Here is a 26334-nt window from a genome sequence, read left to right as displayed (position 1 = left end):
CTGATTGAACGGAGGAGAGACACATGGCCTATGAAACCCTGATCGTCGAAACGCATGGAGCCGTCGGTCTCGTCCGGCTGAACCGGCCGCAGGCGCTGAATGCGCTGAATTCGACCGTACTGGCCGAGTTGAAGCAGGCCTATGCCGCCTTTCACGCCGATGACGCCATCGGCGCGATCGTGCTGACCGGCTCGGAAAAGGCGTTTGCGGCCGGCGCCGATATCAAGGAGATGCAGCCGCTCGACTTCGCCGATGTCTACAAGGGCGATTTGATGAGTGGCTGGGACGAGATTGCCGGCGCCCGCAAGCCCGTTATCGCAGCCGTCAGCGGCTTTGCGCTCGGCGGCGGCTGCGAACTCGCCATGATGTGCGACTTCATCATTGCCGCCGATACGGCGAAGTTCGGCCAGCCGGAGATCACGCTCGGCATCATCCCCGGGATGGGCGGCTCGCAGCGCCTGACGCGCGCTGTCGGCAAGGCCAAGGCGATGGATCTGGTTTTGACCGGCCGGATGATGGATGCGGCCGAGGCGGAGCACTCCGGCCTGGTGTCCCGCATCGTGCCGGCCGACAGGCTGATCGATGAGGCGCTCGCCGCGGCGGCCAAGATCGCCTCGCTGTCGCGCCCCTCTGTGCTGATGGCCAAGGAGGCCGTCAACCGGGCGCTGGAGACGACGCTGGAAGAGGGACTGCGCTTCGAGCGCCGGCTGTTCCACAGTCTGTTTGCCACCGAGGATCAGAAGGAGGGCATGGCGGCTTTCATCGAGAAGCGCAAACCCGTCTTCAAGAACAGGTGAAGGCAAGATTCCGGAATTGCGCGGGTTCCGCAAGAATCCGCGTTGACGTCGTCGCTCATTCCGGCTATATGCCCGCCACAGTTTGGAAAGCCGATCTGGTTTTCCGCAATTGCTCCCGCATTGCTGGATGAAGTGGCCGCAGGGCCCGCGCTGCACTGACGGAGTTATGTTCGAATTCTAAGAGAGGCATACATGGCCAATACCAGCTCGGCGAAAAAAGCGACCCGCAAGATCGCCCGCCGCACCGAAGTCAACAAGGCTCGTCGCTCGCGCGTTCGCACTTTCGTCCGCCAGGTCGAAGAAGCCATCGCATCGGGTGACGCTACCCTCGCGAAGGAAGCCTTCCTCGCCGCGCAGCCGGAACTGGCTCGTGCCGCTACCAAGGGCGTCCTGCATGCCAACACCGCTTCCCGCAAGGTTTCGCGTCTTGCCAAGCGTGTGAAGGCGCTTTCGGCTCCGACCGCGTAATATTTCCTTAAAGATTCAGTCGTTAGACTTAAGCCCGGCCTTTGTGCCGGGCTTTTTGGATTCTGCCAAATTGCTTCATTTCGCTAAAATGTAGCCGGCTGACCATGTCAATGACATGACAGAAATATACATTTTAAAACAGTGGGTTACAGCAGGTTATCCCAGCGCCGAGTGATCCGCGTGATACGTTGCCGGCTCATGAGTGAGTCAAGGGATTTTTTATTTTTTTTGTTTTTAAACCCCAGGGAATCGCGCTGAATGGGAATCTCCTTGATTCAAAAGCGATTCTTTTTTGACGGGCTTGTGACAGTCAAAAACGGCCTCCCGAGTCAATGGCTGCCTCTTAATTTTGTGTAAAATTCATCGTTGATATCCGCCCTCGATCCTGCCTAAATGGCTTTCAACAAGGGGCGCGGACATCACCTTCAACGGCTTCGGCGAACACTGCCACTAAAGGCGGTGGGGGTGGTTTTTGTCTCTTGTGACGGAGCGGTTCAGTTCCGTTTTTTCAAACAGTTGATGAGTTGAGACCGCAAGCGGTAACGCCGGCGGAACGAGAAAGCTTGTCTGCCTTTACAGTCTAATTCCCGAGCGTGACTGTAGGGGAGGGGAGAAAAATTGACAGCCGTTTTGGAGCAGCCGGTCGGAATACGAGGACCGCACGGCTGCTCCAGATAAAAGATGCGAGGGCGAAATCTGCGCAAGCAGCCATTTTCGCCGAAGCATTTTCGTCAGGTCCATTTGGCGGGACCCGGCTGATGAACCGGTATGCGGCGAAGCTCATAATAACGAGCGCGACCGTTATGCCATGGCGTAGACGTAAGGGCGGCGGCGCAATCTCCGCCCTATAAAAAAGAGACTGTGGAAGGCGGCATTATGCAAATAAATACGAGGACGACGGGTGCGTTGGAGAATGGGGACAATGCACCGCAGGCGTTCAGTGCGGTTTGCCTTGAAGCGGCGGGGGAAAAGGGGGAGATGCAGCATAATGTATTGTTCGAGCGTGTCAGTGCACGCTTGAAGGCTCAGGTCGGTCCGGATGTTTATGCCAGCTGGTTTGCACGGCTTAAGCTGCATTCGGTCTCGAAGAGCGTCGTTAGGCTGACTGTTCCGACAACATTTCTGAAGTCCTGGATCAACAATCGTTATCTTGATCTCATCACCAGCCTGTTCCAGGCCGAAGATGCGGAAGTCCTGAAGGTTGAAATTCTGGTTCGCACCGCGACCCGTCACGCTGCAAAGCCTTGCGCGGACGAACAGGTCGTGGTTCCGGACTCGACCGCGGTGGCGCCAATCCGTCGCACGACGGCCCAGCCTGCCGGTCAGATCGTGGCGCATGCCGTGAGCGCGGCTGCCGCTGCCCGGCCGGCGACGATGGGTTCGCCGCTGTTCGGCTCACCGCTCGATTCCCGCTTTACCTTCGACACCTATGTCGAGGGCAGCTCGAACCGGGTGAGCCTCGCCGCCGCCAAGACCATCGCGGAAGCCGGTTCCGGCGCGGTGCGGTTCAATCCGCTCTTCGTTCATTCGACGGTCGGTCTCGGCAAGACGCATCTCCTGCAGGCGATCGCCAATGCGGCCGTGCAGAACCCGCGCAACCTGCGCGTCGTCTATCTGACTGCGGAATACTTCATGTGGCGCTTTGCCACCGCCATTCGCGACAACGACGCGCTGACGCTGAAGGATTCGCTGCGCAATATCGACTTGCTGATCATCGACGACATGCAGTTCCTGCAGGGCAAGATGATCCAGCACGAGTTCTGCCATCTGCTGAACATGCTGCTCGACAGCGCCAAGCAGGTCGTCGTTGCCGCCGACCGTGCACCCTGGGAGCTGGAATCGCTCGATCCGCGCGTTCGCTCGCGCCTTCAGGGCGGTGTCGCCATCGAAGTCGAGGCGCCGGACTACGAGATGCGTCTTGAAATCCTCAAGCGCCGTCTGGAGGCTGCCCGTCTGGAAGATCCGTCGCTGGAAATCCCGGCCGAACTCCTCTCGCACGTCGCCCGTAATGTCACGGCAAGCGGTCGTGAGCTGGAAGGCGCCTTCAACCAGCTGATCTTCCGCCGCTCTTTCGAGCCCAACCTGACGGTCGAGCGCGTTGATGAGCTGCTCGCGCATCTGGTCGGCTCCGGTGAACCGCGCCGTGTTCGCATCGAGGACATCCAGCGCATCGTGGCGCGTCACTATAACGTCTCGCGCCAGGAGCTGGTTTCCAACCGCCGTACTCGCGTCATCGTCAAGCCGCGCCAGATCGCCATGTATCTGTCGAAGACACTGACGCCGCGCTCCTTCCCGGAGATCGGCCGTCGCTTCGGCGGTCGCGACCACACGACGGTTCTGCATGCCGTGCGCAAGATCGAGGAGCTAATTTCGGGCGACAGCAAGCTGTCGCATGAGATCGAGCTGCTGAAGCGCCTGATCAACGAATAGTTCGCGACATCTAGCGATTGATGGACGGCCGGCTTCATCGCCGGCCGTTTTCATTTATGCGGCCTTTATTCTATAAATATCTGAAATGCTGAGTCGGATGCCCGGCTTCCGGCGGCCGGCGGCGCCAAGGGGGAGGCTATCGATGGGCTTTGACAGAATTGCCGTTCTCGGTCTCGGCAAGGTCGGGCGGCTTGCCGCCACCTTGCTGCATGAAAGCGGCTTTGCCGTCATCGGCGTCGATGCACGCCTGCCTGCGGAAACTCTGCCTTTTGCCTGCGAGACGGGGGATGTTTCCGATCCGGCACTGATCGGCAATCTCTTTTCCCGCGTCGATGCCGTGCTCTCCTGCCTGCCCTTTCACCTGAACGCCGCGCTGGCGAAGCTGGCCCATGACGCAGGCATTCACTATTTCGACCTCACAGAGGACGTGCCGACCACGAATGGCATCATCGGGCTTGCAAAGAGCGCTCGCGGCCTGATGGCGCCGCAATGTGGCCTGGCGCCCGGTTTCATTGGCGTAGTCGGCGCGAGCCTTGCCGATGGCTTCGATCGCTGCCGCTCGATCCGCATGCGCGTCGGCGCGCTTCCTCAGAATCCGACGGGATTGCTGGGCTATGCCTTCAACTGGTCGCCGGAAGGCGTGGTCAACGAATATCTGAACGATTGCGAGGTCATCGAGGGCGGCGTGCGCAAGCTGGTCTCGCCGATGGAGTGGCACGAGACGCTCTATGTCAATGGCGTCAAGCTTGAAGCCTTCACCACCTCGGGCGGCCTTGGGACCATGTGCGCCACTATGCTCGGTCGCGTGGAAAATCTCGATTACAAGACTATCCGCTATCCCGGCCATATGGAGCTGATGAATTTCTTCTTTCATGAGCTGCTGATGCGTGACCGCCGCAAGCTCGCCGGTGAGATCCTGACCGAGGCGAAGCCGCCGGTTGATGACGATGTCGTCTATGTCCATGTCTCTGCGGAAGGCACGATCAATGGCAATCTGCGCCGCAAGGAATTCGTGCGCGCCTATTATCCGATCGAGATTGCCGGCGAGAGCCGCACCGCCATTTCCTGGACCACCTCGGCCTCCGTCGTCGCGGTCATCGAACTGGTGCGCGCTGGCCGGCTGCCCGCGACCGGCTTCCTGCATCAGGAGCATATTCCGCTCGACACGTTCCTGGAGACGCGGACCGGCAGCCTGTTCAAGGGCGGCGCCACCCATCTCGGGTGATCCGCCTATACCGGCGGCGTTGTGCGCGTAACCTCGGAAAACAACCAGAGGCGGAAGGCGGCGATGGCCGGCCGCTCCAATGCCGCCGGCGGATAGACCAGATGATAAGCCAGCGTGCTTGCAAGCCCAATGGGGAAGGGTGCGACAAGCGTGCCGTCAACCAGCTCCTGTTCGATGAAGGAACGGCGCATCAGCGCGATGCCAAGCCCCGCCTTCATAGCGTGGTAGGCGCCCATGCCGTCGGTGAAGATCGGACCGCGTGTGGCGTCGACCTTCGTTGCGCCGGCCGCCTCCAGCCAAAGTTGCCAGTCGCGCCGGTAGACGTCATGGATCAAGGTCAGGCTGGCCAGCGCATCGGCCGGGGGCGAGGGGCCGAGGGCGGCGGCGATCTCGGGGGTGCACACCGGCACATATTGGTCGTCGAGCAGCCTCTCGCTCGCCAGTCCCTCATAACCGCCAAGGCCGTGGCGAATGGCGATGTCGATGCCGTCGCGCTGGAAATCCATCATCCGATACGAGGCGCTGATGCGCAGATCGATGTCGGGATGGGCCTGCTCGAAACGCAGGAGCCGCGGCACCAGCCAATGGGTGGCGAAGCCAGCGGTACAGGTGACGGTCAGCACCGTGTCGCGCGCCCGCATGGTCAGCGCCGTCGTTGCTTCACGTATCAGGCGGAAAGCGGTGCGCAGCGTCGCGAAATAATCCGCGCCCTCCGCCGTCAATGCCAGACTGCGGGCGCGGCGCTCGAAAAGCCGGACGCCGAGCGCGGTTTCGAGATCGCGCACTTGCAGGCTGACGGCGCCGGGCGTCACATGCAGCTCCCTGGCGGCGAGCGTCATGCTCAGATGCCGGGCGGAAGCTTCGAAGGCGCGCAACGCCGAAAGGGAGGGCAGTTGGTCCATGACGATTGAGTATAACTAAACTATCGAGTGAGAAAGATTCGCTTGTCAGAGCCTTATGATCGCGAGATCATCCCATTAATATCGATGGTTGGCAAGAAAGTGCATTTCAGTTCTCATCGAGAATAACTCAATAAAGGGGAAGGATATCAGGATGGCGCAGAAATCGATGGGCGCGGCGGAGTGGGGCATGCTGCTGGGGTTGTCGATCCTCTGGGGCGGCTCGTTTCTGTTCAACGGCATCCTGGTGCATGAGTTGCCACCCTTCACAATCGTCACCGCGCGCGTCGCCTTGGCGGCGGTCGCCCTGCATGTCATCGTGCGGATGACCGGGCAGGCGATGCCGCGCGACCGTCAGGCCTGGGCCGCCTTCTTCGGCATGGGGTTCCTCAACAATGTCATTCCCTTCCTGCTGATCGTCTGGGGACAGACCCATATCGCCAGCGGCCTCGCCTCGATCCTCAACGCCACCACACCGCTCTTTGCGGTCGTGGTGGCGCATTTCCTGACGGCGGACGAGAAAATGACCGGCAATCGCCTGATCGGCGTCATCGTCGGTTTTGCCGGCGTGGCGCTGATGATCGGTCCGTCGGTGCTGAGCAGCCTCGGCTCGAACGTGCTGGCGCAGCTTGCCGTGCTGGGCGCTGCCTTCACCTATTCGCTTGCCGGCATCTTCGGCCGCCGCTTCCGCCGCATGGGTCTGGCGCCGATTATCCCCGCGGCCGGGCAGGTGACGGCCTCGACGATCCTGCTGCTGCCGGTCGCCCTCTTCGTCGATCATCCGTGGACGCTGGCGCTGCCTTCGACCGAAACTTGGGCAGCACTGGCCGGCCTGGCGATCCTCTCGACCGCAATCGCCTATGTCCTGTTCTTCCGCATCCTGGCGACGGCGGGCGCCACCAACCTGATGCTGGTCACCTTCCTTATCCCCGTCAGCGCCATCCTACTCGGCGCGCTGTTTCTCGGTGAGCAACTGCAGCTGAAGCACTTCATCGGCATGGCAATGATCGCCGTCGGCCTTGCGGCGATCGACGGGCGGTTACTTACCCTCACCTCGAGGGGGAGGGTCGGCACATAGTACCGGGGTCGGGTGAATGCGGTAAGCACTGAGGCATCAATTTGTCCCCGGGGATCACCCCACCCGCCGCTTTGCGGCGACCTCCCCCTCAAGGGGGAGGTAGTTAACGCGCCAGATCCGCGACCACGGAATCGAGGATCAGCATTCCAGCCGGCGTACAGCGCAGGCGGGAATTGCCGAGGCGCTCGATGAAGCCGTGTTCCAGCAGGAACTGCTCGCGCGCCTGATCGGGCTCCCGGCCGGAGAGCTGCTGCCAGCGGACGAGATCGATCCCCTCTTTCAGGCGCAGGCCCATCAGCAGCAATTCGTCGGCCTGTTCGTCGTCGCCGAGCATTTCCTGATCGGCTATGCCGTGGCCGTCACGCTCGACCAGTTCCAGCCACGCCTCCGGCTTGCGCTCGGTAGCGGTCGCCAGTTTCTTCGGGCCGAGGGTCAGGCGGCCATGGGCGCCTGGACCGATGCCGGCATAGTCGCCATAGCGCCAGTAGGTGAGGTTGTGGCGGCTTTCCGCGCCTGGGCGGGCGTGGTTGGAGACCTCATAGGCCGGCATGCCCTCGCGCTCGGTGATCTCCTGCGTTGCCTCGTAGAGCAGCGCCGACTGATCGCCATCCGGTACGATCAGCTTGCCCGCCTTGTGGAGGCCGTAGAAGGGCGTGCCTTCCTCGATGGTGAGCTGGTAGAGCGAAAGGTGATCGACGGCATAGGAGATCGCCTCCTTCAGCTCGCGCTCCCATTCCTCGACGGTCTGGTTCGGGCGGGCATAGATGAGGTCGAAGGACATGCGCGGAAAGATATCGCGCGCCAGCTTGATCGCTTTCAGCGCGTCGTCGACATTGTGTAGGCGCCCTAAGAATTTCAGATCGCGGTCGTTCAGCGCCTGCACGCCCATCGACACGCGGTTGACGCCGGCGGCGCGATAGCCGCGGAAACGCTCGGCCTCGACGCTGGAGGGATTGGCCTCCATGGTGATCTCGATACCATCCGGCACATGCCAGTGCTTGGCGATGCCGTCGAGAACCGCACCGACCGTCTCCGGCTTCATCAGCGAAGGCGTGCCGCCGCCGAGAAAAATGCTGGTCACGGTCTTCGGGCCGCCGATCGCCCGCATCGACGCCATCTCCTTCAGGAAGGCGGCTGTGAAGCGCTCCTGATCGACCGGCTGATGGCGAACATGGCTGTTGAAATCGCAATAGGGGCATTTGGCCGCGCAGAAAGGCCAATGCACATAGACACCGAAGCCGGGTTCACCGGTATCGGGCAGCAATTGCGCCTCACGCGTCATGTCTTGCGGTTCCATGATGTCCACAGGCTTGAGCTTACGCCTCCAGACAGGTTTCGACAAAGAGCTTGAAGGCCCGGGCACGGTGCGACAGCGCCTGCGCGTCGCCCGGCTTCCAGCCGTGCTTTTCTTCGGCGCTCATCTCGCCAAAGGTTGTGTCATAACCCTTGGGCTGGAAGATGGGATCGTAGCCGAAGCCTTGGGCGCCGCGCGGCGGCCAGGCAACGGTGCCCTCGACTTCGCCGCGGAAAAGCTCGGTATGTCCATCCGGCCAGGCGAGGCAAAGCACGCTGACAAAGCGCGCGGTGCGGCTTTCGGGTGCGGTCGCGCCGGCCTTTTCCAGTGCTGTCTCGACCTTCTGCATCGCCATGACGAAATCGCGGGTGCCATCAGTTGTTTCCGCCCAGTTGGCGGTATAGACGCCGGGATCGCCGCCGAGCGCATCGATCACTAGGCCGGAATCGTCTGATAGTGCGGGCAGGCCGGAAGCATTGGCCGAGGCCAGCGCCTTGATCGTCGCATTTTCCTCGAATGTCGTGCCGGTTTCGTCCGGCTCGATGAAATTAAGGTCGGCAGCCGATTTTGCGGTAAAACCGAACGGGCCGATCAGATCCTGGATTTCACGGATCTTGCCGGCATTGTGGCTGGCGACAACGATGGTCTTGGTATCGAGCTTACGCATATCCTGTCCTGTCAGATGCCCCAGATCCGGGGTTCGGCGCATTCCAGGCTGTTGCCGGCCGGGTCGCGGAAATAGATCGAGCGGCCGCCGTTCGGCCAGTGAAAATCGGCTTCAATCGCGACGCCGGCGGCTTTCAGTCTCTTCGCCATCGCCTCGATATCGTCGCCGCTGATCCGGAAGCAGACGTGACCATGGCCCGTCGTGCCATGCGGCGGTACGGGCAGGGTACTCGGTTCCGGCGGCTTCACCGTCTCGGCCGGATTGAAGATCAACAGCACGCCCGGCCCGCAGCGATAGAACACATGCCGGTTGCCGCCGCGCGAGATCTTCTGAAGCCCGAGTATGCCGCCATAAAAAGCTTCGGCGGCATCGAGATCATCGGCATAGAGAGCGGTTTCGAGAATGCCTTCCAGCGACGGGTTCATCGGCTGATCGCCTTTCCGGTCAGGCAATCGCCTGCTTCTGCAGCTCCACCAGTTCGGCGATGCCGTTCTTGGCGAGATGCATCAGGGTGGTGAATTCCTCTTCGCTGAAGGGCGTGCCTTCGGCTGTGCCCTGGATCTCGACGATGCCGCCCTTGCCGGTCATGACGAAGTTGGCGTCGGTCTCGGCGGATGAATCCTCGAGATAGTCGAGATCGATCACCGGCTGGCTGGCGAAGATGCCGCAGGAAATGGCGGCGATATGATCCTTCAGGACACGATCGACCTTGATCATGTTGCGGCTTTCCATCCACTTCAGGCAGTCGTAGAGCGCGATCCAGGCGCCGGTAATCGAGGCCGTGCGCGTGCCGCCATCGGCCTGGATGACGTCGCAGTCGATGGTGATCTGGCGCTCGCCGAGCTCCTTCAGATCGACGACAGCGCGCAGCGACCGGCCGATGAGACGCTGGATTTCCTGTGTGCGGCCACCCTGCTTGCCGGAAGCGGCTTCGCGCTTCATGCGTTCGCCGGTGGCGCGCGGCAGCATGCCGTATTCGGCCGTGACCCAGCCCTTGCCGCTGTTGCGCAGCCATGGCGGCGTCTTTTCTTCCAGGCTTGCCGTGCAGAGCACATGCGTATCGCCGAACTTCACCAGGCACGAGCCTTCCGCATGCTTGGAAAAATTGCGCTCGAACGAGACCTTGCGCATCTGGTCGGTTTTTCTGCCTGAAGGCCGCATTCTACTCTCCTGAACGTTTATCGACCGCTTCTACGATCCACCGGCGGCTTTTGCAAAGGAAAAGCAGGCTGAAAGGCCCGGATGTGGCGGTGTTGGCATTTTTCCCTTTTGCCAATGCTAACTGAATGATTATATTTTAACTGAGGTTCAACAGAAGGGGTCTGACAGCGAAATGGGGTTCACGACATCGTCGGTTACGGATGCCATTGCAGCGCTGGACGAACGCTCGAAAGAAATCTTCCGTCGCATCGTCGAAGGCTATCTTGAGAATGGCGAACCACTCGGCTCGCGCAATCTTTCGCGCCTGCTGCCGATGTCGCTGTCGCCGGCCTCGGTGCGCAACGTCATGAGCGATCTGGAAGAGCTCGGGCTGATCTATTCGCCGCATATCAGTGCCGGCCGCCTGCCGACGCAGATTGGTCTGCGCTTTTTCGTCGACGCCTTCATGCAGGTCGGAGATCTCTCGGCGGAGGACCGGGCCACCATCGACCGGCAGGTGCGCGGCAGCAATCGCGACCAGCCGATGGAATCGGTCATGACCGAGGCGAGCCGCATGCTCTCGGGCATTTCACGCGGCGCGGGGCTGGTGATCACCTCGAAGAACGATCCGGTGCTGAAGCATGTCGAATTCATCCGCCTGGAACCGACCAAGGCGCTCGCTGTGCTCGTGGGCGAGCATGATCAGGTGGAAAACCGCATCATCGAACTGCCGGCCGGCGTCACCTCCTCGCAGTTGACGGAGGCCGCCAATTTCCTCAATGCCCACATGACCGGCCAGACCCTGCCCGATCTGCGCCGTCAGTTGCAGACGCTGAAGGAGAGCGTGCGCCACGAGCTGGATACGCTGTCGCATGAGCTGGTCGAGCGCGGCATCGCCGTCTGGTCGGGCGGCGAGGATGAAGGCAAGCCGACCCAGCTCATCGTGCGCGGTCACGCCAATCTGCTGACCGAAATCGGAGGCGCCGAGGATCTGGATCGGCTGCGCATGCTCTTCGACGATCTCGAAAAGAAGGACAGCCTGATCGAGATCCTGAACCTGGCCGAAAGCGGGCCGGGCGTGCGCATCTTCATCGGCTCGGAAAACAAGCTTTTCTCGCTCTCCGGCTCGTCGCTGATCGTTGCGCCCTATCGCGATGACGATGACCGCATCATCGGCGCCGTCGGCGTCATCGGCCCGACGCGGCTGAATTATGCCCGCATCGTGCCGATGGTGGACTATACGGCCCAGCTTTTTTCCAGGATGTCGCGGCCCGGGCTTTGACGGAAGACGCTCTGATCGTTCGGAACATCTCATCCGCTTTCAAGTGCTTTCGCCGAAAGCGGGATGTCCTAATCCGGAAGCAAGGTTCCGGATCCACCCATTTCCGCCGGCATGTCCTTTTGCTTTGGCAGACCGTCCCTCAGGTGCAACACGGTGTTTTCGTAGTTGACATGAAGCGCCGGCTGAAAGTCGAGTGTGGGAATGATGGCAGAGTAGACGTCGGTTACACCCCACAAAGGATGCTCGGTCAGCAGATGGCCGCCGCAAATCTCGCACCATTTGCGCACACTCGTTCCGCTTCTCTGGTAGCTGCCGACATGATCGGCACCCTTGGTGACGTGGACGGCTTCCGGCGGCCACAGCGAGAACGCATTGATCGGCCCGGCCGACCATTCCCGGCAGGAGTCGCAATGGCAATAGCCCATTGCCACCGGTTGGCCACTGACCACGACCTCCACGGCGCCGCAGAAGCATTTGCCTAAATGGGATTTGCCGTTGGACATGGATCATACCTCCCGTCGTATTGAAACGGTGCCAATTATACCGGGAAAGGGTGGTAGATAGTAGAGGCCTCAACGGAGGAGGCGTTCTTACCCGATTGGTATTCGTGCAAATAAGGCCAGAATGCCGGGAATCGGCTGTTCTTCGCGACAAAGCCTTGATTTTTTCCAGCCAAACCTCGATATCGGGCACATTCAAAAGACAAACAATTCGGAGACCGTCATGACCGACGAAACAACGAAAACCGGACCTAACGCCACGGCGGCCGACCTCGCGCAAGATGTCGCGGACACTGTGGAGACGGCGGCTGAAACTCAAGAGCCGGATCCGGTCGAGCTGCTGAAGGCCGAGAATAGCGATCTGCGCGACCGCTACCTGCGCCTTGCCGCCGAGATGGACAATCTGCGCCGTCGCACCGAGCGCGAGGTCAAGGATGCCAAGTCCTATTCCGTCGCCGGCTTTGCCCGCGACATGCTCGCCGTATCGGACAATCTGCGCCGCACGCTGGACGCCATCCCGGCGGAACTCCACGACGATGCCGGCCTGAAGACGCTGATCGAAGGCGTTGAGATGACCGAGCGTTCCATGCTGTCGGCGCTGGAGCGCCATGGCGTGCGCCAGATCGAGCCGGTCGGACAGAAGTTCGATCCCAACTTCCATCAGGCGATGTTCGAAGTGCCGAACCCGGAAGTCCCAAACAACACCGTCGTGCAGGTGGTACAGGCGGGTTACACGATCGGCGAGCGCGTTCTGCGCCCGGCCATGGTCGGCGTCGCCAAGGGCGGTCCTAAGCTTGCCGAAGTCTCAGAACTGGGCTCCAACAGCCCGTTCGACGAAAAAGACGCCTGAGTCTCGAAAAGCATACTCAAAAGCAAAAGCCGGATGATCGAAGATCATCCGGCTTTTGTCGTTTCAGCGTCCTGAATTCAGTTTATGCCGCTCAGGCGGCATTGGATGCCTGTTCCTCGTTGAGGAAGGCGTAGATCGCCGAGGCGGAATCCGTGGCGCGCAGCTTGGCGACGAGATCCTGGTCGCGCAGCACGCGTGCAATGCGCGACAGCGCCTTCAGATGGTCGGCGCCGGCGCCCTCAGGCGCAAGCAGCAGGAAGACGAGGTCGACGGGCTGGTCGTCCAGCGCCTCAAAGTCGACGGACTGTTCCAGGCGCGCGAAAATACCGATGATGGACTTGATGCTATTGAGCTTGCCGTGCGGAATGGCGATGCCGTTGCCGACGCCGGTGGAGCCCAGGCGCTCGCGCTGCAGCACGACATCGAAGATTTCGCGTTCGGGCAGTCCGGTCAACTTGGAGGCTTTGGCTGCCAGTTCCTGAAGCAGTTGTTTCTTGGAATTTGCCCTCAAGGCGGGGATGATCGCATCTTGGTGCAGCAAATCTGCCAATGCCATTCTCTTTATCCTTCGTGTCGCCGAGATCCAATGACGGAGGAGCGGCGGCCGGCTGACATGGTGCAGGGCCGCCACTCATCTTCTTTTCTCAGCTTTTGATATTGGCTGCGTCTATCCAGCCAATGTTGCCGTCCTGACGACGGTAAACGATGTTCAAATGATCCTTGCCCGGGCTGCGGAAGAGCAGCAACGGCTCGTCGGTCATGTCGAGCGCCATCACGGCGGTCGCGACCGACATGGTCTTCAGCTGTTTCGTGCTTTCGGCGACGATCGCCGGCGCGAAATCAGCTGGGATTTCCTCGTCGTCGTCCGACATGCCGTCCATCACGGTATAGGCGACTTCGATATGGCCGTTCGCGTGGCTCGCGGCCTGATGATCTTTCAGTTTGCGCTTGTAGCGGCGCAAGCGCTTCTCGATGCGTGCGGACGCCGCGTCAAACGCCAATTGCGGGTCCATCGCCTCTCCGGCGGCATGCAGAACGACGCCACTGTCGAGGTGAAGCTTGCAATCGGCTGCGAAGCGGGAACTGGATTTCTGCACCGTCACATGGCCTGAATACCCCCCGTCGAAGTATTTCGTCACGGCCATACCGATCTGGTCTTCAATCCGCTGGCGGAAGGAGTCACCAATTTCCATATGTTTACCGGAGACACGCACACTCATGGAGTTTCCCTTCTTGTCGTGGTTATTGCGCGTACCAGTTTACGCCAAGCCTCAAGCTCATCCAAGCACTTCACGCGCTCAAAGACAAATTGCGTTTATGCGGGGCCTTTGGGATGATGGGGATAAGTTCATGGTCGTGCCGTCGTCCTGCACCGATTGCGGCGGGCTTCTAGCCCTGCCGCATGGGAAAGTCAACTGCGTCTTAACGATCCGTTAGGAGTCTTGCAGTCCAAGGTTGAATCTGGGCAATTGCTAAAAGTTTGCGACTTTCGCCATTGCGCGCTTCTCTCGCCGCCGCTGCACGGACGAAGGGATGTTCATCGCCTCGCGGTATTTTGCAACCGTGCGGCGAGCCAGCTCAATGCCACCCTTCTTCAGCGTATCGACGATATCGTCGTCGGAAAGAACGGCCTCCGGACTTTCATGCGAGATCAGCAGGCGGATCTTGTGGCGCACAGCTTCGGCGGAATGGCTGTCGCCGCCCTCGACGGCGCTGATCGAGACGGTGAAGAAATATTTGAGTTCGAACAGCCCGCGCGGCGTCAGCATGTATTTGTTCGAGGTTACGCGGCTGACGGTGGACTCGTGCATCTTGATGGCGTCCGCCACGGTTTTCAGATTAAGCGGCCGCAAATGGTCGACGCCGTGGATCAGGAAGGCGTCCTGCTGCCGGACGATTTCGCTCGCCACCTTCATGATCGTCTTGGCGCGCTGATCGAGGCTGCGCGTCAGCCAGTTGGCGTTCTGCAGACATTCCGACAGGAAGGCATGGTCCTGGCTCGTCTTGGTAACGGAGGCGAAATAGGATTGGTTGACAAGAACGCGCGGCAGCGTATCGGGATTGAGTTCCACCAGCCAGCTGCCGTCGGAGGCGGGGCGTACGACGATATCGGGCGTGATCGCCTCGGATATGCCGGTCTCGAAGCCGCTGCCGGGCTTCGGGTTCAACTGGCGGATCTCGCCCATCATGTCGAGCAGGTCTTCCTCGTCGACGCCGCAGAGCCGCTTCAGAGTCGCGAAGTCGCGGCGGGCGAGAAGTTCGAGGTTCTGGATCAGCCGCTCCATGGCGGGATCGAAACGATCCCGCTGCCGGAGCTGGATTGCCAGGCACTCGCTGAGGGAACGGGCAAAGACGCCGGGAGGATCAAGCTGTTGCAACACGCCAAGCACGCGCTCGACATCGCCAAGGGTCGCACCGAGACGTTCCGCAATCTCGCGCAAGTCAACCTGCAGATAGCCGCAGTCGTCGAGCTGATCGACGAAATGCTGGGCGATCAGCCGATCGGCCATGACGGGTAGGGAAAAGGGGATCTGTTCGTTGAGATGGTCGCGCAGCGAGACCTGGCCTGCGACGAAATCGTCAAGATCGTAGCTTTCGCCGGCCTCGCCGCCGGGCATGGATTTCCACTGGCTTAGAAGCTCGGGCGCATCGGCGCGCTGCGCGGCACTATCGTCGGGATAGACATTGCTGAAATTGGTGTCGAGTTCATCGTTCAGCCGGTCGGCGTGACCGGTATTCTCGCTCTCGTACCAGTCGCTCTTCAGGTCGCCGCTGTTACGGTCGGATCCATCGTCGCCACGGTTCTCGTCCGCGGCGTCGTATCGTTCGTCCTTCGCCTCGCGTTCGTTGCTGCTGCCTATATCCTCGTCATTTGACGTAAATTCGAGCAGCGGATTCTTTTCGACTTCCTGGGCGATGAACTGGGTGAGCTCAAAATGCGTCATCTGCAGCAACTGGATGGATTGCATCAGTTGCGGTGTCATCACCAGGCTTTGGCTTTGGCGCAGGAAAAGATTGGCCGATAATGCCATGGCGGACGCGGGACTCCCCTTGATCTCCTAGGGATTCGCGTTTTCTTTTCAGAAAAATGACCGCAAAATCCCAACTGGCCCAAAAATTGCTTTTTTATTGGGTTTGGTCAAGCGGAACTGTATCGGTAAGGTGAATTTCCGGAGCGCCGTGCCTTTTGGCACCGTAACAGCACGCTCCGGTCTGGGCCTAGACTATCAAAGACTGAAATTGTCGCCAAGATAGAGTTTGCGCACTTCCGGATTGCTGACGATATCGTTGGCCCGGCCATGGGTCAGCACTTCACCGGCATGGATAATATAGGCGCGGTCGATCAGGCCGAGCGTCTCGCGGACATTGTGGTCCGTGATCAAGACACCGATGCCGCGCGCCGTCAGGTGATGCACCAGATTCTGGATGTCGGCGACCGAGATGGGGTCGACGCCGGCAAAGGGTTCATCGAGCAGCATGAAGGTCGGATCGGTCGCCAGAGCGCGGGCGATTTCCAGACGCCGCCGCTCGCCGCCGGACAGCGCGATTGCCGGCACCGTGCGCAGATTGCGGATGTGGAATTCCTCGAGCAGCTCGTCGATCTTGTGTTCCCGCTTCTCCTTGTCCTTTTCGTGGACTTCGAGCACGGCGCGGATGTTCTCCTCCACCGTCAGGCCACGAAAGATCGAGGCTTCTTGCGGTAGATAACCGACGCCAAGACGAGCACGACGATACATTGGCATCGAGGTGACATTGTTGCCGTCGATCTCGATGGTGCCTTCATCGACGGGCACGAGCCCGGTGATCATGTAGAAACAGGTCGTCTTGCCGGCGCCGTTCGGCCCGAGCAGGCCGACAGCCTCGCCACGCCGCACAACCAGCGAAACGCCGTTGACGACGCGTCGGGTGCGATAGGTCTTGGTGAGGCCGCGCGCGATCAGGGTGCCCTGATAACGCGCTTTATCAGCGGTCGGCGTGCCGGATGCCGCGGTGGGCAACCCGGACGCGCCGGGCAAGGGGGATGTTGTCGATGTCGTCACGAGGGGGCCAGAATCAATTCTTTTTTTGCTGTTGCTGTTGCACTTGCTGCGACTTCGGATCGAGCTGGATCTGGACGCGGCCCCCACAGGCATCCAGCTGTGCTTCGCCCGTCGCCATGTGCACGGTCAGCTGGCAGCCGGTGAAAACGTTTGGCCCATCGGTCAACACGACCTTCTGGCCCTTCAGGATTGCAAGCTGGTTAGCCATGTCGAAGGAGCCGTCATCCGCCGTTGCCGTCTGTGTGCCGGAGACGAGGTAGACCTTGTTGGTGACCAGAATGTGGTCGATATTGGCATCGCCGGAGACCAGCGACTGGTTCTGTTCCTTGGCGGCCTTTGCGACTGGATTGTCGGTCGCCGGCTTGGCGTCGGCGTCTGCGGCGGGCTGCTTCTTCTTGTAGAAGACCGTCATCTTGCCGGCCTGCATCGTCGTCGTCCCCTGGACAACCTTGACGTTGCCGGTAAAGACCGCCTGGCTCTCCGCGTCATGGATTTCCAGCTTGTCGCTTTCGATCTGAATCGGTTGATCGCTGGAAAGGGCGAGGCCGGGCATCTTGCTGGTGGTCGTCTGTGCATCGGCCGCGGCCGCCGCGAAAAACGCCAGCGCACCGAGCGCACAGAGAAGCCCAGCCTTGCGCCGGTTGGAATTAAAAAGTGAATATTGCCAATCGTTTATCATGAACCGCCCGGCCGTTGTTCGCTAGCTTTGTTGTGGAGTGTGGTCGGATCAATATTCATCCGAACCTGTCCGTCGAATTCGATTACGCTCCCCTTATCCGTCATCTTGATCGACTGCGCAACAACCGACATGCCGCCTCTGTAGATTGCAACCTGATCCTGGCTGGAGAGGTCGCCTTTCTTGACATCGAGGAAGGCGGTTCGGAATTCCGCGCGCAGACCATTGTCCATCAGGATGGTAAAGGGGTCGGTGAGTTTCAGCGTGTCGGCTTGGCGGTCGAAATCCGCGCTCGCAGCCGTCACATGTGCGATCACGTCGTTGTTGACCGGCATGGAGGCCTTGATGCTCTTGAGCGTGATCATGTTCGGATTTTTAATGTCCTGCAGCGCCTTCTCGGCGAGCATGGAGTAATTAATGCCGTCCTTGTTGCGGCCGGCGATCGCGGGTCGTTCCATCACGACCTTGCCGTCCTCGATCCGCGCGCCTTCGATCTGGATATTTTCCGGCAGATAGGCGCGCACCAGTGAGACGGCGATGAAGATCAATGAGACGATCAGAGCGGCCAGCGGCAGGAATATCCTCAGCTTGCGTACGCGCGTGGAATGAAAGATCGCGTCCTTATACGCGTTCCTCTCCGCCTCGGAGCCGATTGCCTGGCCGGTGGTCTCGACAGTATTGAGCATGCAACAGGTCCGTGTTCTCTGATCCGGAAAACCGCATTGGGTTATGCACAGACTGTGCCAACAAGCCCGCCGGATCGTTTCGCATTATTGCATTGGCTTGCCAATATGGATTTTTTCTGCAACCGAGCAAATTTAGCAGAAAAACATAATGGCTGCCTGTTTCATCGGATCGGGTGACGCCCTATCTGACAAAGTACTGGACAGAAGTCCTGATATATAAGCCCGAAAAGGCGGCCGGCATACTCGCGAAGGATTGCGCCCGTTTCAAGGTATTATATATCCGGTTGTAGCATGCCCAGTTTACAACAAGGGGAGAGATAAGGCGTCATGGACAGTTCTGCAATCGCAGACAGGCGGCAATTGCGCCGCAAGGTTGGTTTTTGGCGCATCATCGCCGTTCTTCTCTTGGTGGCGCTTGGTTTTGCTCTGTACCGTTTCTTCGCGGCTGACCTGCCGGATACGCGCGGGCCGCAGATCGCCCGGGTCACTATTTCCGGCCTTATCCAGGATGATAGCGAGCTTCTGGAGCGGCTGAAGAAGATCAAGGACAATGACCAGGTCAAGGCGCTGATCGTGTCGATCTCGTCGACTGGCGGCACGACCTATGGTGGCGAACGGATCTTCAAGGCCATCCGCGCCGTCGCCGCCAAGAAGCCCGTTGTTTCCGATATCCGCACCGTCGCTGCCTCCGCTGGTTATATGATCGCCACGGCGGGTGACGATATCGTCGCGGGCGACACCTCGATCACCGGTTCGATCGGCGTCATCTTCCAATATCCGCAGGCCAAGGACCTGCTCGACAAGCTCGGCGTCTCGCTGGAGGATATCAAGTCGTCGCCGATGAAGGCCGAGCCGTCACCTTTCCATCCGCCGAGCGAGGATGCCAAGAACATGATCCGCAACATGGTGATGGACAGCTACGGCTGGTTCGTCGATCTTGTCGCCGATCGCCGTAAACTGCCGCGCGAAGAGGTGCTGAAGCTTGCCGACGGCAGCATCTTCACCGGCCGTCAGGCGCTGCAGAACAAGCTGATCGACACGCTCGGCGGCGAGGACGAAATTCGCGCCTATCTCGATACGCGCAAGGTCAACAAGGACCTGCGGATCGTCGATTGGAAGGCTGAGGACAAAACGTCGTCCTTCTTTTGGCCGGGCGCTGCTTCCTGGTTGCTAAATCTCTTCGGTTATGATGATTTTGTGAAGGGAGAGGATCTCCAGAAAATAATGACCGAGAAGTTGTTTCTTGACGGCCTGCTTTCTGTTTGGCAGGGTGCAGCCAATTGATAAATCAATGATTTAAGGGGGCAAACCGTGATCAAGTCGGAATTGGTGCAGATTGTTGCGGCTCGTAACCCGCATCTCTATCACCGCGACGTCGAAAATATCGTCAATGCGGTCCTCGACGAGATCACCGATGCGCTCGCCGCCGGCAACCGAGTGGAGCTGCGCGGCTTCGGCGCTTTCTCCGTCAAGAACCGTCCTTCCCGATCAGGCCGCAACCCACGTACCGGCGACACCGTGTTCGTCGAGGAAAAATGGGTTCCCTTTTTCAAGACGGGCAAGGAGCTGCGCGAACGTCTCAATCCCGGCGCTGGCGACGAAGAAGACGACGACAGCTAACAGCTGCTTCCGACCGAAATTCCCCGATGGCTACTCATGGTGGACATCATTGTGCCGCAACCTGGCGGCACTTGAACTCTGCCCAGTCTTTCTTATTCTGCGGCTGGAGCACCCGCTTTCCGGTGAAACCATTTGAAAGCGGATAAGATGCTCTAGATTAAAATGCTAGAGCGACCTTTATGCGTTCAAATGAACGCACGGCGCTCTAGGGGCGATACGAGTGCGTTGCACGAAGGCGTCGGGATACAGGAGCGTGCGCAATGACCAAGAAGATCATTAATCTGCTGATATTGCTGCCGCTTGGCATCATCCTGATCGTCTTCTGCGTTGCCAACCGGCAATCGGCCACGCTGGCGCTCAATCCGTTCAGGCCCGAGGACCAGGTGCTGTCGCTGCATGCGCCGCTTTTCGTGCTGCTATTTGCCGCACTGATACTCGGCATGGTGGTCGGCGCGGCGGTCACTTGGGTTAACCAGAGCAAACACCGCAAGCGCGCTCGCAATCAGTCGCGCGAAGCCGTGCGCTGGCAGGCCGAAGCCGACAAGCATCGCAGCCGCGCCGAACAGATTGCCGGTCAGCTCCCCTCGAAGTGACTATTCGCCGCCGAGCTGCATGTCCTTGTAGTCGCCCTCCGGCGATGCGCCGTCGCCGACGATCTTAAAGCCGATGGCGCGGTAGAAGGCGATGGCGCGCGTGTTCTTCACCAGGCATTTCAGCCGGTAGCGTCGCCTCGGCCAATCCGGCAGCGTGGCAAGCAATGCCTTGCCGGCGCCGCGGCCCTGAAATTCCGGCAGAATATAGAGCATATGGATGAAGTCATCCGGTTCCCACAGCGTCAGGAAGCCGGCGATCGTCCCATAACCATCCTCGCAGACGAAGACACGCTCGCCCTGCGTATGCGCGGCGAAATCTTCCCGGTGGAATCGGACGGGATCGACCCAGATAAAAGTCTGGCGGCGCACGCCGAGATAGATTTCGGCGAGACTGTCCGTGTCCTGCTCGCGTGCCGGTCGGATGATCCAGTGGTTTGCCTCAGACGTCATGAGCGATCTTCAAGAGGCAATCAGGTGTTGGTCTGGCCATTGATCGCGGCGGTGAAGTCGGCGAAAAACTGCTGCGCCAGCTTCTTGGCGCTGGAATCGACCAGCCGCGAACCGAGCTGGGCGATCTTGCCGCCGACCTGGGCTCTCGCCTCATATTGGAGGATCGTCTCGTTGCCATCCGCCTTGAGAACGACATCGGCTCCGCCCTTGGCGAAACCGGCAATGCCGCCCTTTCCTTCACCGGAGATCGTATAGCTCTCCGGCGCATTGATGTTGGAAAGCGTCACTTCGCCGTTGAAGGAGGCGGAGACCGGACCGATCTTCAATTTCACTGTCGCTGTCAGTTCGGTCGGCGAAATCCTCTCCAGGCTCTGGCAGCCCGGAATGCATTGCTTGAGAATGTCGGGGTCGTTCAGTGCGGCCCACACCGCATCCCGCGGTGCGGCAATCCGTTCTTCGCCGGTCATGTCCATGCGCAATCCTCCCGATCTGGCATTTTGTCCGGGGATCATCGCAGATCGGAAAGCGCTTTGCCAAGTGGCGGGCAGATGCTATTTGCACGCACATATCAATTTCGAGACAAGCATGGTGAAACACAGGGAAAGCCGGCCCGGCCAGAGAGCCGCGGGCGGCGCGAGCGCAAAATCCCCAAGGGATGCAAGGCGAGAGGCGCCCGTCAAAGCCGGCAAGCCACCGGCAAAGCCCGTGCGCGATGCCGGTCCGAGGCCGGCGGCGGTGGCGCGGGACCGTGGTGAGCGAATGGCGGAGCCACGCGACGCGGCACCCGTTCCGTCAGCGCCGGAACGCCCGCTGATCGTGCGCAGCGGCGAACGTCCGGTCGAGCGTGTTCCCGTTATCCTCGAATCGATGGGCGCCGGCGATTTCCACCTGATCGACACCGGCAATGGGCTGAAGCTCGAGCAATATGGTCCCTACCGCATCGTGCGGCCGGAGGCGCAGGCGCTGTGGCAGCCGTCACTCCCCGCCCATGTCTGGGACAATGCCGATTCGATCTTCACCGGTGACACCGATGAGGACGGCATGGGCCGCTGGCGGTTTCCGCGCGAGGCGCTCGGCGAGACCTGGCCGCTGAAACTGCTCGGCGTCGATTTCCTCGGCCGCTTCACCGCCTTTCGCCATGTCGGGGTCTTCCCGGAGCAGATCGTCCATTGGGCCTGGATGAAGCAGCAGGTGGAAGCCGCGAACCGACCGCTGAAGGTGCTGAACCTCTTTGGCTATACCGGCGTTGCCTCGCTGGTGGCAGCTGCCGCTGGCGCGGAGGTGACCCATGTCGACGCCTCGAAGAAGGCGATCGGCTGGGCACGCGAGAACCAGGCGCTCGGCCGCATGGAAAAGCTGCCGATCCGCTGGATCTGCGAAGATGCGATGAAATTCATCCTGCGCGAGGAACGGCGCGGTAATACCTATGACATCATCCTCACCGACCCGCCGAAATTCGGCCGTGGTCCCAATGGCGAGGTCTGGCATCTGTTCGAACATTTGCCTTCGATGCTCGATATCTGCCGCGAGATCCTGTCGCCCAAGGCGCTTGGCCTGGTGCTGACGGCCTATTCCATCCGCGCCAGCTTCTATTCGATCCATGAGCTGATGCGCGAAACCATGCGCGGTGCCGGCGGTGTCGTCGAATCCGGCGAGCTGGTGATCCGCGAGGCTGGCCTCGACGGCAAGACGCCGGGCAGGGCGCTTTCCACATCCCTCTTCAGCCGCTGGGTGCCGAAATGAACCAGGACTATAGAAATGACGGTCCCCGCAAGGTCGGACAGGTCAAGGAGGTCACCTCGCTTGCCAATCCGATCATCAAGGACATCAAGGCGCTGACCAACAAGAAGTCGCGCGAGGAGAGCGGCGCTTTCCTTGCGGAAGGGCTGAAGCTCGTCATCGACGCGCTTGAACTCGGCTGGACGATCCGCACGCTGGTTTACGCCAAGGCCGCCAAGGGCAAGCCGCTGGTCGAGCAGGTGGCCGCCAAGACTGTCGCCGCCGGCGGGCTGGTGCTGGAAGTCAGCGAAAAGGTCATTGCCTCGATCACTCGGCGCGACAATCCGCAGATGGTGGTCGGCATCTTCGACCAGCGCTGGCGACCGCTTCGGGACGTCAGGCCGAAGGCTGGCGAGACCTGGGTCGCGCTCGATCGCGTGCGCGATCCCGGCAATCTCGGCACCATCATCCGCACGGCGGATGCGGCCGGCGCGTCGGGCGTGATCCTCGTCGGCGAGACGACCGATCCCTTTTCGCTGGAAACCGTGCGCGCCACCATGGGCTCGGTTTTTGCCGTTCCCGTCGTTAAGGCAACGCCGGAAGAGTTTCTAACCTGGAAGAAGACGGCCGGCGTTTCGGTCGTCGCCACACATCTGGCCGGCGCGGTCGACTATCGCACCATCGATTACAAGAAGAAACCCGTCGTGCTCCTGATGGGCAACGAGCAATCCGGTCTGCCGGATGCCCTGGCGAAGGAGGCCGATGCGCTTGCCCGCATTCCGCAGGCCGGCCGCGCCGACAGCCTCAACCTGGCGGTGGCGACGGCGGTGATGCTGTTCGAAGCCCGCCGCCATCTTCTCACTCTCAGCGAGACACGATGACCGACAGCGACATCAACGACCAGGCCGCCGCCAAGCCCGCATTGTTTTCCCGGCCCTTGCCGATCCTGATTTTCATCATCATCGCCGTCATCCTCGACCAGGCCGTGAAGATCATGGTCGATCACTGGCTGCCGCTGCAGGAGATGGTGCCGGTCATTCCGATGCTGGCGCTCTACCGCACCTACAATCTCGGCGTCGCCTTCTCGATGCTGTCGGGCATGGATGGCTGGTTCATCGTCGGCATGCGGCTCGTCATCGTCGCCTTCGTGCTCTGGCTCTGGCGGCGTACGCCCAATCATCGCTGGCTCGCCCATCTCGGCTTCGCCCTGATCATCGCCGGCGCGCTTGGCAACCTGATCGACCGGTTTCTCTACGGCCATGTGATCGACTACGTTCTCTTCCACACGGAGACATGGTCTTTCGCGGTCTTCAATCTCGCCGACAGTTTCATCACCGTCGGGGCCGCCTGCGTCATTCTGGACGAGCTTCTCTTGCCAAAAAAGGCAAACGCTTAAAATTCTAGCGAATCCCTGAAGGCATCGGGAAGAGTGCGCGTGTTAGCAAACGGGCATGAGCACTCTGGCAAACCTGCAGGATAAGCTTGTCGCCGCCGCTGATGACCAAACCGGTTCGCGTGAACGGCCGCTCGTGGACGCGCCCGGCCTGGACGCCGATCCAATCGAGATCTTGCCGGCAGCCGGGCAGGGCCCATCCACTCCGTCCAGATTTTCTCCCAGATTTTCTCAATGGCTGCAAAGCCATTGGCTGAACGGCGGCGGCCTGATCGCCGGCGCGGCGCTGTTGTGCGCCGGCTATCTCGGCGGCCCGCTGGTGCTCGTCGGCCTGTTGGGCCTGATAGCCCTGGCAATCGCGGTTGCGGGTATCGCCATGGAGCGGAAGACCGGCCGCAGGGTCATCGCCGATGCGCCGCCGCTCAGCGAGCAGGAGTATGACCGTCTCTGGGAGAGCAACGAGAGCACCAGCCTGTTTGCCACTATCCATGATGCGCTCGGCGATATCACGGTCACGCGCAGCATCGAGCGCCGCATCATTCATGCGAATGCGACGTTCCGCAAGCTGACCGGCAAGGCGAATCCGGAGGGCCTGACGCTGGAAGAGGCCGGGCTCGTCTTTCGCGCCGTTACGGCATCGCAGCGTCAGGATGCCGAGATTTTGACGCCCGAAGGCCCGCGCATCTTTGCCTGGCACGATGTGATGTTCCGCGATCCGGTCACAAGCCGGCTGAGTATCCAGAGCGTCGCCCGCGATGTGACCGAGGAGCGGCAAGCCACGCGTCTGCGCGAAGAGGCACGGCTGAAAGCCGAGTACAACAGCGCCGCCAAGTCGCGGCTGCTTGCCACCGTCAGCCATGAGATCCGCACGCCGCTGTCGGGTATTCTCGGCATGAACCATCTGCTTGCCCAGACGCCGCTGACCCTTGAGCAGGCCAATTATCTGACCGGCATCCGCCAGTCCGGCAATGCGCTGGTGCAACTGGTCGAGGACCTCCTGGATTTCTCGACGATCGAAGTCAATCGATTCCAGCTTCGCCCGCGCGCCGAGACGCTGCGGCCGCTGCTCGAAGGCGTCGTCGAGATGCTCGCCCATCGCGCCCACGAGAAGGGCATCGAGATTGCCGCGACCGTTTCGGCCGATGTTCCCGAAACCATGGAGTTCGATCCGGCCCGGCTGCGCCAGGTCCTGTTCAACGTCATCGGCAACGCCGTGAAGTTCACCCAGACGGGCGGCGTCCTCATTCGCGCCAGCCTTGACGGCGGCAATCTGCTGATATCGGTCAGGGACAGCGGGCCGGGCATGACGGAAGAGGAGCAGGCGCGGATATTCGGCGAGTTCGAGCAGGCCGGCAATATGCTGGACAGAAGCGCCGGCACGGGTCTCGGACTTGCGATTTCCGCCCGCATCCTGCGCGAATTCGGCGGCGCGCTAAGCGTCGCCAGCGAGCGGGGCAACGGCAGCGAATTCACCATCCGCTTCCCGGTTTCCCTCGTCGCCGGCGAGGATGCGCCCGGCAGGCGGGATGATCTGCTCAAGGGCTCCCGCATCCTGCTGCTGGCGCCGGAAGGGGCGGCAAGCACGGCGATCGCCGAAACCATCCGAACGCTTGGCGGCCGCTGCCGCCTGATCGGCCCCGACGATACCGAAAGCCTGCGCCTGTACGTGTCGTATAGCGAAGATGGGCCGCTGACGGATCTGATCGTCGATCACCGCATGGCCCCATGGTATTTCCGCGAGGGCAGCGAACTGGCGACTTCCCGTCTGCGCAAGATCTTCCTGGTCAACCCGGAGGAACGTAACACGCATCCGCTTGATCTGTTCGATGCCTGGCTGATCCGGCCGCTGCGCGAGCAATCGCTGATCGATGTCTTGAGCGGCCGCATGCGCGGCATGGAGAAGCGGGAAGCGTTGATCGACAATCCGCCTGGCTTCGGTCTGATGGCGCCGGAAGCGACGGACTTGGCCTTCAATGTCCTGCTCGGCGAGGACGATCCCGTCAATGCCATGCTGGTTCGTGCCATGCTGGCCAAGGCCGGACACCGGGTTCGCCTCGTCGAGGATTTCACCGGCCTGCTGGCTCGCATGGAAAAGGGCGAGAGCCGTCCAGACATTATCGTCACCGATCTCACCATGCCCGGCGGCGATGGCGTAACCGTGCTGGCGCAATTGCGGGCGCAGGAGCGCCGGGCCGGCCTTTCGCCTTTGCCGGTGATCGTGCTGACCGCGGACAGCCGCGATGCCATTCGCCGTCAGGTGCTCCTGGCCGGCGCCGATGCCGTCATCGTCAAGCCGGTCGATCCCCAGCGCCTCATCACCATGGTGCAAAACCTGTCGAAGATCGCTTTCGAACGCGCCAGGAACCAATAATCTGATTGCGAATCAACGTTCCCCTTGATCCGCTTATTTAAGCACGATCTTATTGGAAAACCGCGTGGCATCATTTCGCGGGTCCCCTCGGAAGTTGGGGACTTTGCGCTTATTAGACATTTGCAACAGGCACGCTTCTTGCTTTTCGTAAAGCAC

At 60.7% G+C, this 26334-nt stretch carries 28 protein-coding genes; 14 read left to right on the top strand and 14 right to left on the bottom strand.

Translation table 11 applies throughout. The annotated features are described in order from the left end of the window. Positions 1-23 precede the first annotated feature (23 nt). The 4 genes from AB6803_RS15395 (at position 24) to AB6803_RS15380 (ending at position 4920) form a co-directional block, all read left to right on the top strand. Complete coding sequence (locus AB6803_RS15395) at positions 24-797, top strand: enoyl-CoA hydratase (protein WP_371109691.1); 774 nt, start codon at positions 24-26, stop codon at positions 795-797. A 192-nt stretch (positions 798-989) separates the two neighbouring features. Continuing rightward, positions 990-1265: a 30S ribosomal protein S20 gene (gene rpsT, locus AB6803_RS15390; protein ID WP_007702696.1), complete on the top strand. Its 276-nt coding sequence runs from the start codon at positions 990-992 to the stop codon at positions 1263-1265. Positions 1266-2141: 876 nt separating this feature from the next. After that, positions 2142-3695: a chromosomal replication initiator protein DnaA gene (dnaA, locus tag AB6803_RS15385; RefSeq protein ID WP_371109690.1), complete on the top strand. Its 1554-nt coding sequence runs from the start codon at positions 2142-2144 to the stop codon at positions 3693-3695. Positions 3696-3837: 142 nt separating this feature from the next. Continuing rightward, entirely contained in the window at positions 3838-4920 is a 1083-nt protein-coding gene (locus AB6803_RS15380) for a saccharopine dehydrogenase C-terminal domain-containing protein (protein WP_371109689.1), read from the top strand. 5 nt (positions 4921-4925) lie between these two features. Here the strand turns inward: AB6803_RS15380 and gcvA are convergent, their stop codons facing one another. Next, complete coding sequence (gene gcvA, locus AB6803_RS15375) at positions 4926-5822, bottom strand: transcriptional regulator GcvA (RefSeq protein ID WP_371109688.1); 897 nt, start codon at positions 5820-5822, stop codon at positions 4926-4928. Positions 5823-5973: 151 nt separating this feature from the next. Here gcvA and AB6803_RS15370 point away from each other — a divergent pair, with 151 nt between their 5' ends. Then, positions 5974-6897, top strand: coding sequence for a DMT family transporter (locus AB6803_RS15370; RefSeq protein WP_371109687.1), 924 nt, complete (start codon positions 5974-5976; stop codon positions 6895-6897). A gap of 103 nt (positions 6898-7000) precedes the next feature. Here the strand turns inward: AB6803_RS15370 and hemW are convergent, their stop codons facing one another. From hemW to rph, 4 genes are read right to left on the bottom strand one after another with little or no spacing between them, the layout of a single operon-like run. Beyond that, the gene (hemW, locus tag AB6803_RS15365; protein WP_371109686.1) at positions 7001-8194 is read right to left on the bottom strand and encodes a radical SAM family heme chaperone HemW; all 1194 of its coding nucleotides are present in this window, start codon (positions 8192-8194) and stop codon (positions 7001-7003) included. Positions 8195-8213: 19 nt separating this feature from the next. Continuing rightward, positions 8214-8858 (bottom strand): RdgB/HAM1 family non-canonical purine NTP pyrophosphatase, encoded by a 645-nt coding sequence (rdgB, locus tag AB6803_RS15360; RefSeq protein WP_371109685.1) that lies wholly within the window; start codon positions 8856-8858, stop codon positions 8214-8216. A gap of 11 nt (positions 8859-8869) precedes the next feature. After that, positions 8870-9283, bottom strand: coding sequence for a VOC family protein (locus tag AB6803_RS15355; RefSeq protein ID WP_371109953.1), 414 nt, complete (start codon positions 9281-9283; stop codon positions 8870-8872). Positions 9284-9302: 19 nt separating this feature from the next. Beyond that, positions 9303-10019, bottom strand: a complete 717-nt coding sequence (rph, locus tag AB6803_RS15350) for a ribonuclease PH (protein ID WP_174050177.1) — start codon at positions 10017-10019, stop codon at positions 9303-9305. Positions 10020-10191: 172 nt separating this feature from the next. On the opposite strand from rph, the gene hrcA reads away from it, so the two are divergent. Next, positions 10192-11280: a heat-inducible transcriptional repressor HrcA gene (gene hrcA / locus AB6803_RS15345; RefSeq protein WP_371109684.1), complete on the top strand. Its 1089-nt coding sequence runs from the start codon at positions 10192-10194 to the stop codon at positions 11278-11280. 68 nt (positions 11281-11348) lie between these two features. Here the strand turns inward: hrcA and AB6803_RS15340 are convergent, their stop codons facing one another. After that, positions 11349-11783, bottom strand: coding sequence for a GFA family protein (locus tag AB6803_RS15340; protein ID WP_371109683.1), 435 nt, complete (start codon positions 11781-11783; stop codon positions 11349-11351). 220 nt (positions 11784-12003) lie between these two features. Between AB6803_RS15340 and grpE the strand changes: the two genes are divergently transcribed. After that, positions 12004-12630 carry a nucleotide exchange factor GrpE gene (gene grpE / locus AB6803_RS15335; protein ID WP_371109682.1) on the top strand — a complete coding sequence of 209 codons (627 nt, stop codon included), beginning with the start codon at positions 12004-12006 and terminating at the stop codon, positions 12628-12630. A 91-nt stretch (positions 12631-12721) separates the two neighbouring features. Here grpE and ptsN read toward each other — a convergent pair whose 3' ends face one another. From ptsN to lptC, 6 genes are all read right to left on the bottom strand, one after another. Beyond that, a complete protein-coding gene (gene ptsN / locus AB6803_RS15330; RefSeq protein WP_153367102.1) occupies positions 12722-13186 on the bottom strand; it encodes a PTS IIA-like nitrogen regulatory protein PtsN in 465 nt (154 codons plus the stop codon). An 88-nt stretch (positions 13187-13274) separates the two neighbouring features. After that, entirely contained in the window at positions 13275-13850 is a 576-nt protein-coding gene (gene hpf / locus AB6803_RS15325; protein ID WP_371109681.1) for a ribosome hibernation-promoting factor, HPF/YfiA family, read from the bottom strand. A 252-nt stretch (positions 13851-14102) separates the two neighbouring features. Further along, on the bottom strand, positions 14103-15662 hold the full coding sequence (gene rpoN, locus AB6803_RS15320; RefSeq protein WP_371109680.1) for an RNA polymerase factor sigma-54: 1560 nt from the start codon (positions 15660-15662) through the stop codon (positions 14103-14105). A gap of 195 nt (positions 15663-15857) precedes the next feature. Then, positions 15858-16628: an LPS export ABC transporter ATP-binding protein gene (gene lptB / locus AB6803_RS15315; RefSeq protein ID WP_371109679.1), complete on the bottom strand. Its 771-nt coding sequence runs from the start codon at positions 16626-16628 to the stop codon at positions 15858-15860. 55 nt (positions 16629-16683) lie between these two features. After that, the gene (locus AB6803_RS15310) at positions 16684-17349 is read right to left on the bottom strand and encodes an LptA/OstA family protein (protein ID WP_371109678.1); all 666 of its coding nucleotides are present in this window, start codon (positions 17347-17349) and stop codon (positions 16684-16686) included. Beyond that, positions 17346-18032, bottom strand: a complete 687-nt coding sequence (lptC, locus tag AB6803_RS15305) for an LPS export ABC transporter periplasmic protein LptC (protein WP_371109677.1) — start codon at positions 18030-18032, stop codon at positions 17346-17348. The genes AB6803_RS15310 and lptC overlap by 4 nt, the downstream gene beginning before the upstream one ends. Positions 18033-18359: 327 nt before the next feature. On the opposite strand from lptC, the gene sppA reads away from it, so the two are divergent. From sppA to AB6803_RS15290, 3 genes are all read left to right on the top strand, one after another. Next, positions 18360-19316, top strand: a complete 957-nt coding sequence (sppA, locus tag AB6803_RS15300) for a signal peptide peptidase SppA (protein ID WP_371109676.1) — start codon at positions 18360-18362, stop codon at positions 19314-19316. 27 nt (positions 19317-19343) lie between these two features. Continuing rightward, positions 19344-19652, top strand: coding sequence for an integration host factor subunit beta (locus AB6803_RS15295; RefSeq protein WP_371109675.1), 309 nt, complete (start codon positions 19344-19346; stop codon positions 19650-19652). A gap of 260 nt (positions 19653-19912) precedes the next feature. Then, the gene (locus AB6803_RS15290; RefSeq protein ID WP_371109674.1) at positions 19913-20245 is read left to right on the top strand and encodes a LapA family protein; all 333 of its coding nucleotides are present in this window, start codon (positions 19913-19915) and stop codon (positions 20243-20245) included. Here the strand turns inward: AB6803_RS15290 and AB6803_RS15285 are convergent, their stop codons facing one another. Beyond that, a complete protein-coding gene (locus tag AB6803_RS15285) occupies positions 20246-20695 on the bottom strand; it encodes an N-acetyltransferase family protein (protein WP_371109673.1) in 450 nt (149 codons plus the stop codon). A gap of 20 nt (positions 20696-20715) precedes the next feature. Beyond that, a complete protein-coding gene (locus AB6803_RS15280; protein WP_371109672.1) occupies positions 20716-21168 on the bottom strand; it encodes a carbon monoxide dehydrogenase subunit G in 453 nt (150 codons plus the stop codon). A gap of 115 nt (positions 21169-21283) precedes the next feature. On the opposite strand from AB6803_RS15280, the gene AB6803_RS15275 reads away from it, so the two are divergent. The 4 genes from AB6803_RS15275 to AB6803_RS15260 are packed head-to-tail and all read left to right on the top strand — an operon-like array spanning position 21284 to position 26178. Then, entirely contained in the window at positions 21284-22438 is a 1155-nt protein-coding gene (locus AB6803_RS15275) for a class I SAM-dependent methyltransferase (protein WP_371109952.1), read from the top strand. Next, complete coding sequence (locus tag AB6803_RS15270) at positions 22435-23295, top strand: TrmH family RNA methyltransferase (protein ID WP_371109671.1); 861 nt, start codon at positions 22435-22437, stop codon at positions 23293-23295. The genes AB6803_RS15275 and AB6803_RS15270 overlap by 4 nt, the downstream gene beginning before the upstream one ends. After that, a complete protein-coding gene (gene lspA / locus AB6803_RS15265; RefSeq protein ID WP_371109670.1) occupies positions 23292-23810 on the top strand; it encodes a signal peptidase II in 519 nt (172 codons plus the stop codon). Before AB6803_RS15270 ends, lspA begins: the two co-directional genes overlap by 4 nt. 55 nt (positions 23811-23865) lie before the next feature. Beyond that, the gene (locus AB6803_RS15260) at positions 23866-26178 is read left to right on the top strand and encodes an ATP-binding protein (protein WP_371109669.1); all 2313 of its coding nucleotides are present in this window, start codon (positions 23866-23868) and stop codon (positions 26176-26178) included. The last annotated feature ends 156 nt before the right edge of the window (positions 26179-26334 follow it).

This window comes from Rhizobium sp. RCC_161_2, assembly GCF_041355235.1.
Taxonomy (GTDB): Bacteria; Pseudomonadota; Alphaproteobacteria; order Rhizobiales; family Rhizobiaceae; genus Rhizobium.
The sequence above is the reverse complement of the archived record's forward strand: the minus strand, read 5'-3'. Positions and strand labels throughout refer to the sequence as shown.

Coding starts and splice junctions, on each gene's coding strand:
- sppA (WP_371109676.1), top strand. CDS start 18,360: ATGGACAGTTCTGCAATCGCAGACAGGCGGCAATTGCGCCGCAAGGTT.
- AB6803_RS15280 (WP_371109672.1), bottom strand. CDS start 21,168: ATGGACATGACCGGCGAAGAACGGATTGCCGCACCGCGGGATGCGGTG.
- rpoN (WP_371109680.1), bottom strand. CDS start 15,662: ATGGCATTATCGGCCAATCTTTTCCTGCGCCAAAGCCAAAGCCTGGTG.
- AB6803_RS15370 (WP_371109687.1), top strand. CDS start 5,974: ATGGCGCAGAAATCGATGGGCGCGGCGGAGTGGGGCATGCTGCTGGGG.
- rdgB (WP_371109685.1), bottom strand. CDS start 8,858: ATGCGTAAGCTCGATACCAAGACCATCGTTGTCGCCAGCCACAATGCC.
- hemW (WP_371109686.1), bottom strand. CDS start 8,194: ATGGAACCGCAAGACATGACGCGTGAGGCGCAATTGCTGCCCGATACC.
- hpf (WP_371109681.1), bottom strand. CDS start 13,850: ATGAGTGTGCGTGTCTCCGGTAAACATATGGAAATTGGTGACTCCTTC.
- dnaA (WP_371109690.1), top strand. CDS start 2,142: ATGCAAATAAATACGAGGACGACGGGTGCGTTGGAGAATGGGGACAAT.
- AB6803_RS15340 (WP_371109683.1), bottom strand. CDS start 11,783: ATGTCCAACGGCAAATCCCATTTAGGCAAATGCTTCTGCGGCGCCGTG.
- hrcA (WP_371109684.1), top strand. CDS start 10,192: ATGGGGTTCACGACATCGTCGGTTACGGATGCCATTGCAGCGCTGGAC.
- AB6803_RS15355 (WP_371109953.1), bottom strand. CDS start 9,283: ATGAACCCGTCGCTGGAAGGCATTCTCGAAACCGCTCTCTATGCCGAT.
- lspA (WP_371109670.1), top strand. CDS start 23,292: ATGACCGACAGCGACATCAACGACCAGGCCGCCGCCAAGCCCGCATTG.
- AB6803_RS15285 (WP_371109673.1), bottom strand. CDS start 20,695: ATGACGTCTGAGGCAAACCACTGGATCATCCGACCGGCACGCGAGCAG.
- grpE (WP_371109682.1), top strand. CDS start 12,004: ATGACCGACGAAACAACGAAAACCGGACCTAACGCCACGGCGGCCGAC.
- AB6803_RS15290 (WP_371109674.1), top strand. CDS start 19,913: ATGACCAAGAAGATCATTAATCTGCTGATATTGCTGCCGCTTGGCATC.
- AB6803_RS15310 (WP_371109678.1), bottom strand. CDS start 17,349: ATGATAAACGATTGGCAATATTCACTTTTTAATTCCAACCGGCGCAAG.
- gcvA (WP_371109688.1), bottom strand. CDS start 5,822: ATGGACCAACTGCCCTCCCTTTCGGCGTTGCGCGCCTTCGAAGCTTCC.
- rpsT (WP_007702696.1), top strand. CDS start 990: ATGGCCAATACCAGCTCGGCGAAAAAAGCGACCCGCAAGATCGCCCGC.
- ptsN (WP_153367102.1), bottom strand. CDS start 13,186: ATGGCATTGGCAGATTTGCTGCACCAAGATGCGATCATCCCCGCCTTG.
- AB6803_RS15270 (WP_371109671.1), top strand. CDS start 22,435: ATGAACCAGGACTATAGAAATGACGGTCCCCGCAAGGTCGGACAGGTC.
- lptC (WP_371109677.1), bottom strand. CDS start 18,032: ATGCTCAATACTGTCGAGACCACCGGCCAGGCAATCGGCTCCGAGGCG.
- AB6803_RS15395 (WP_371109691.1), top strand. CDS start 24: ATGGCCTATGAAACCCTGATCGTCGAAACGCATGGAGCCGTCGGTCTC.
- rph (WP_174050177.1), bottom strand. CDS start 10,019: ATGCGGCCTTCAGGCAGAAAAACCGACCAGATGCGCAAGGTCTCGTTC.
- AB6803_RS15380 (WP_371109689.1), top strand. CDS start 3,838: ATGGGCTTTGACAGAATTGCCGTTCTCGGTCTCGGCAAGGTCGGGCGG.
- AB6803_RS15260 (WP_371109669.1), top strand. CDS start 23,866: ATGAGCACTCTGGCAAACCTGCAGGATAAGCTTGTCGCCGCCGCTGAT.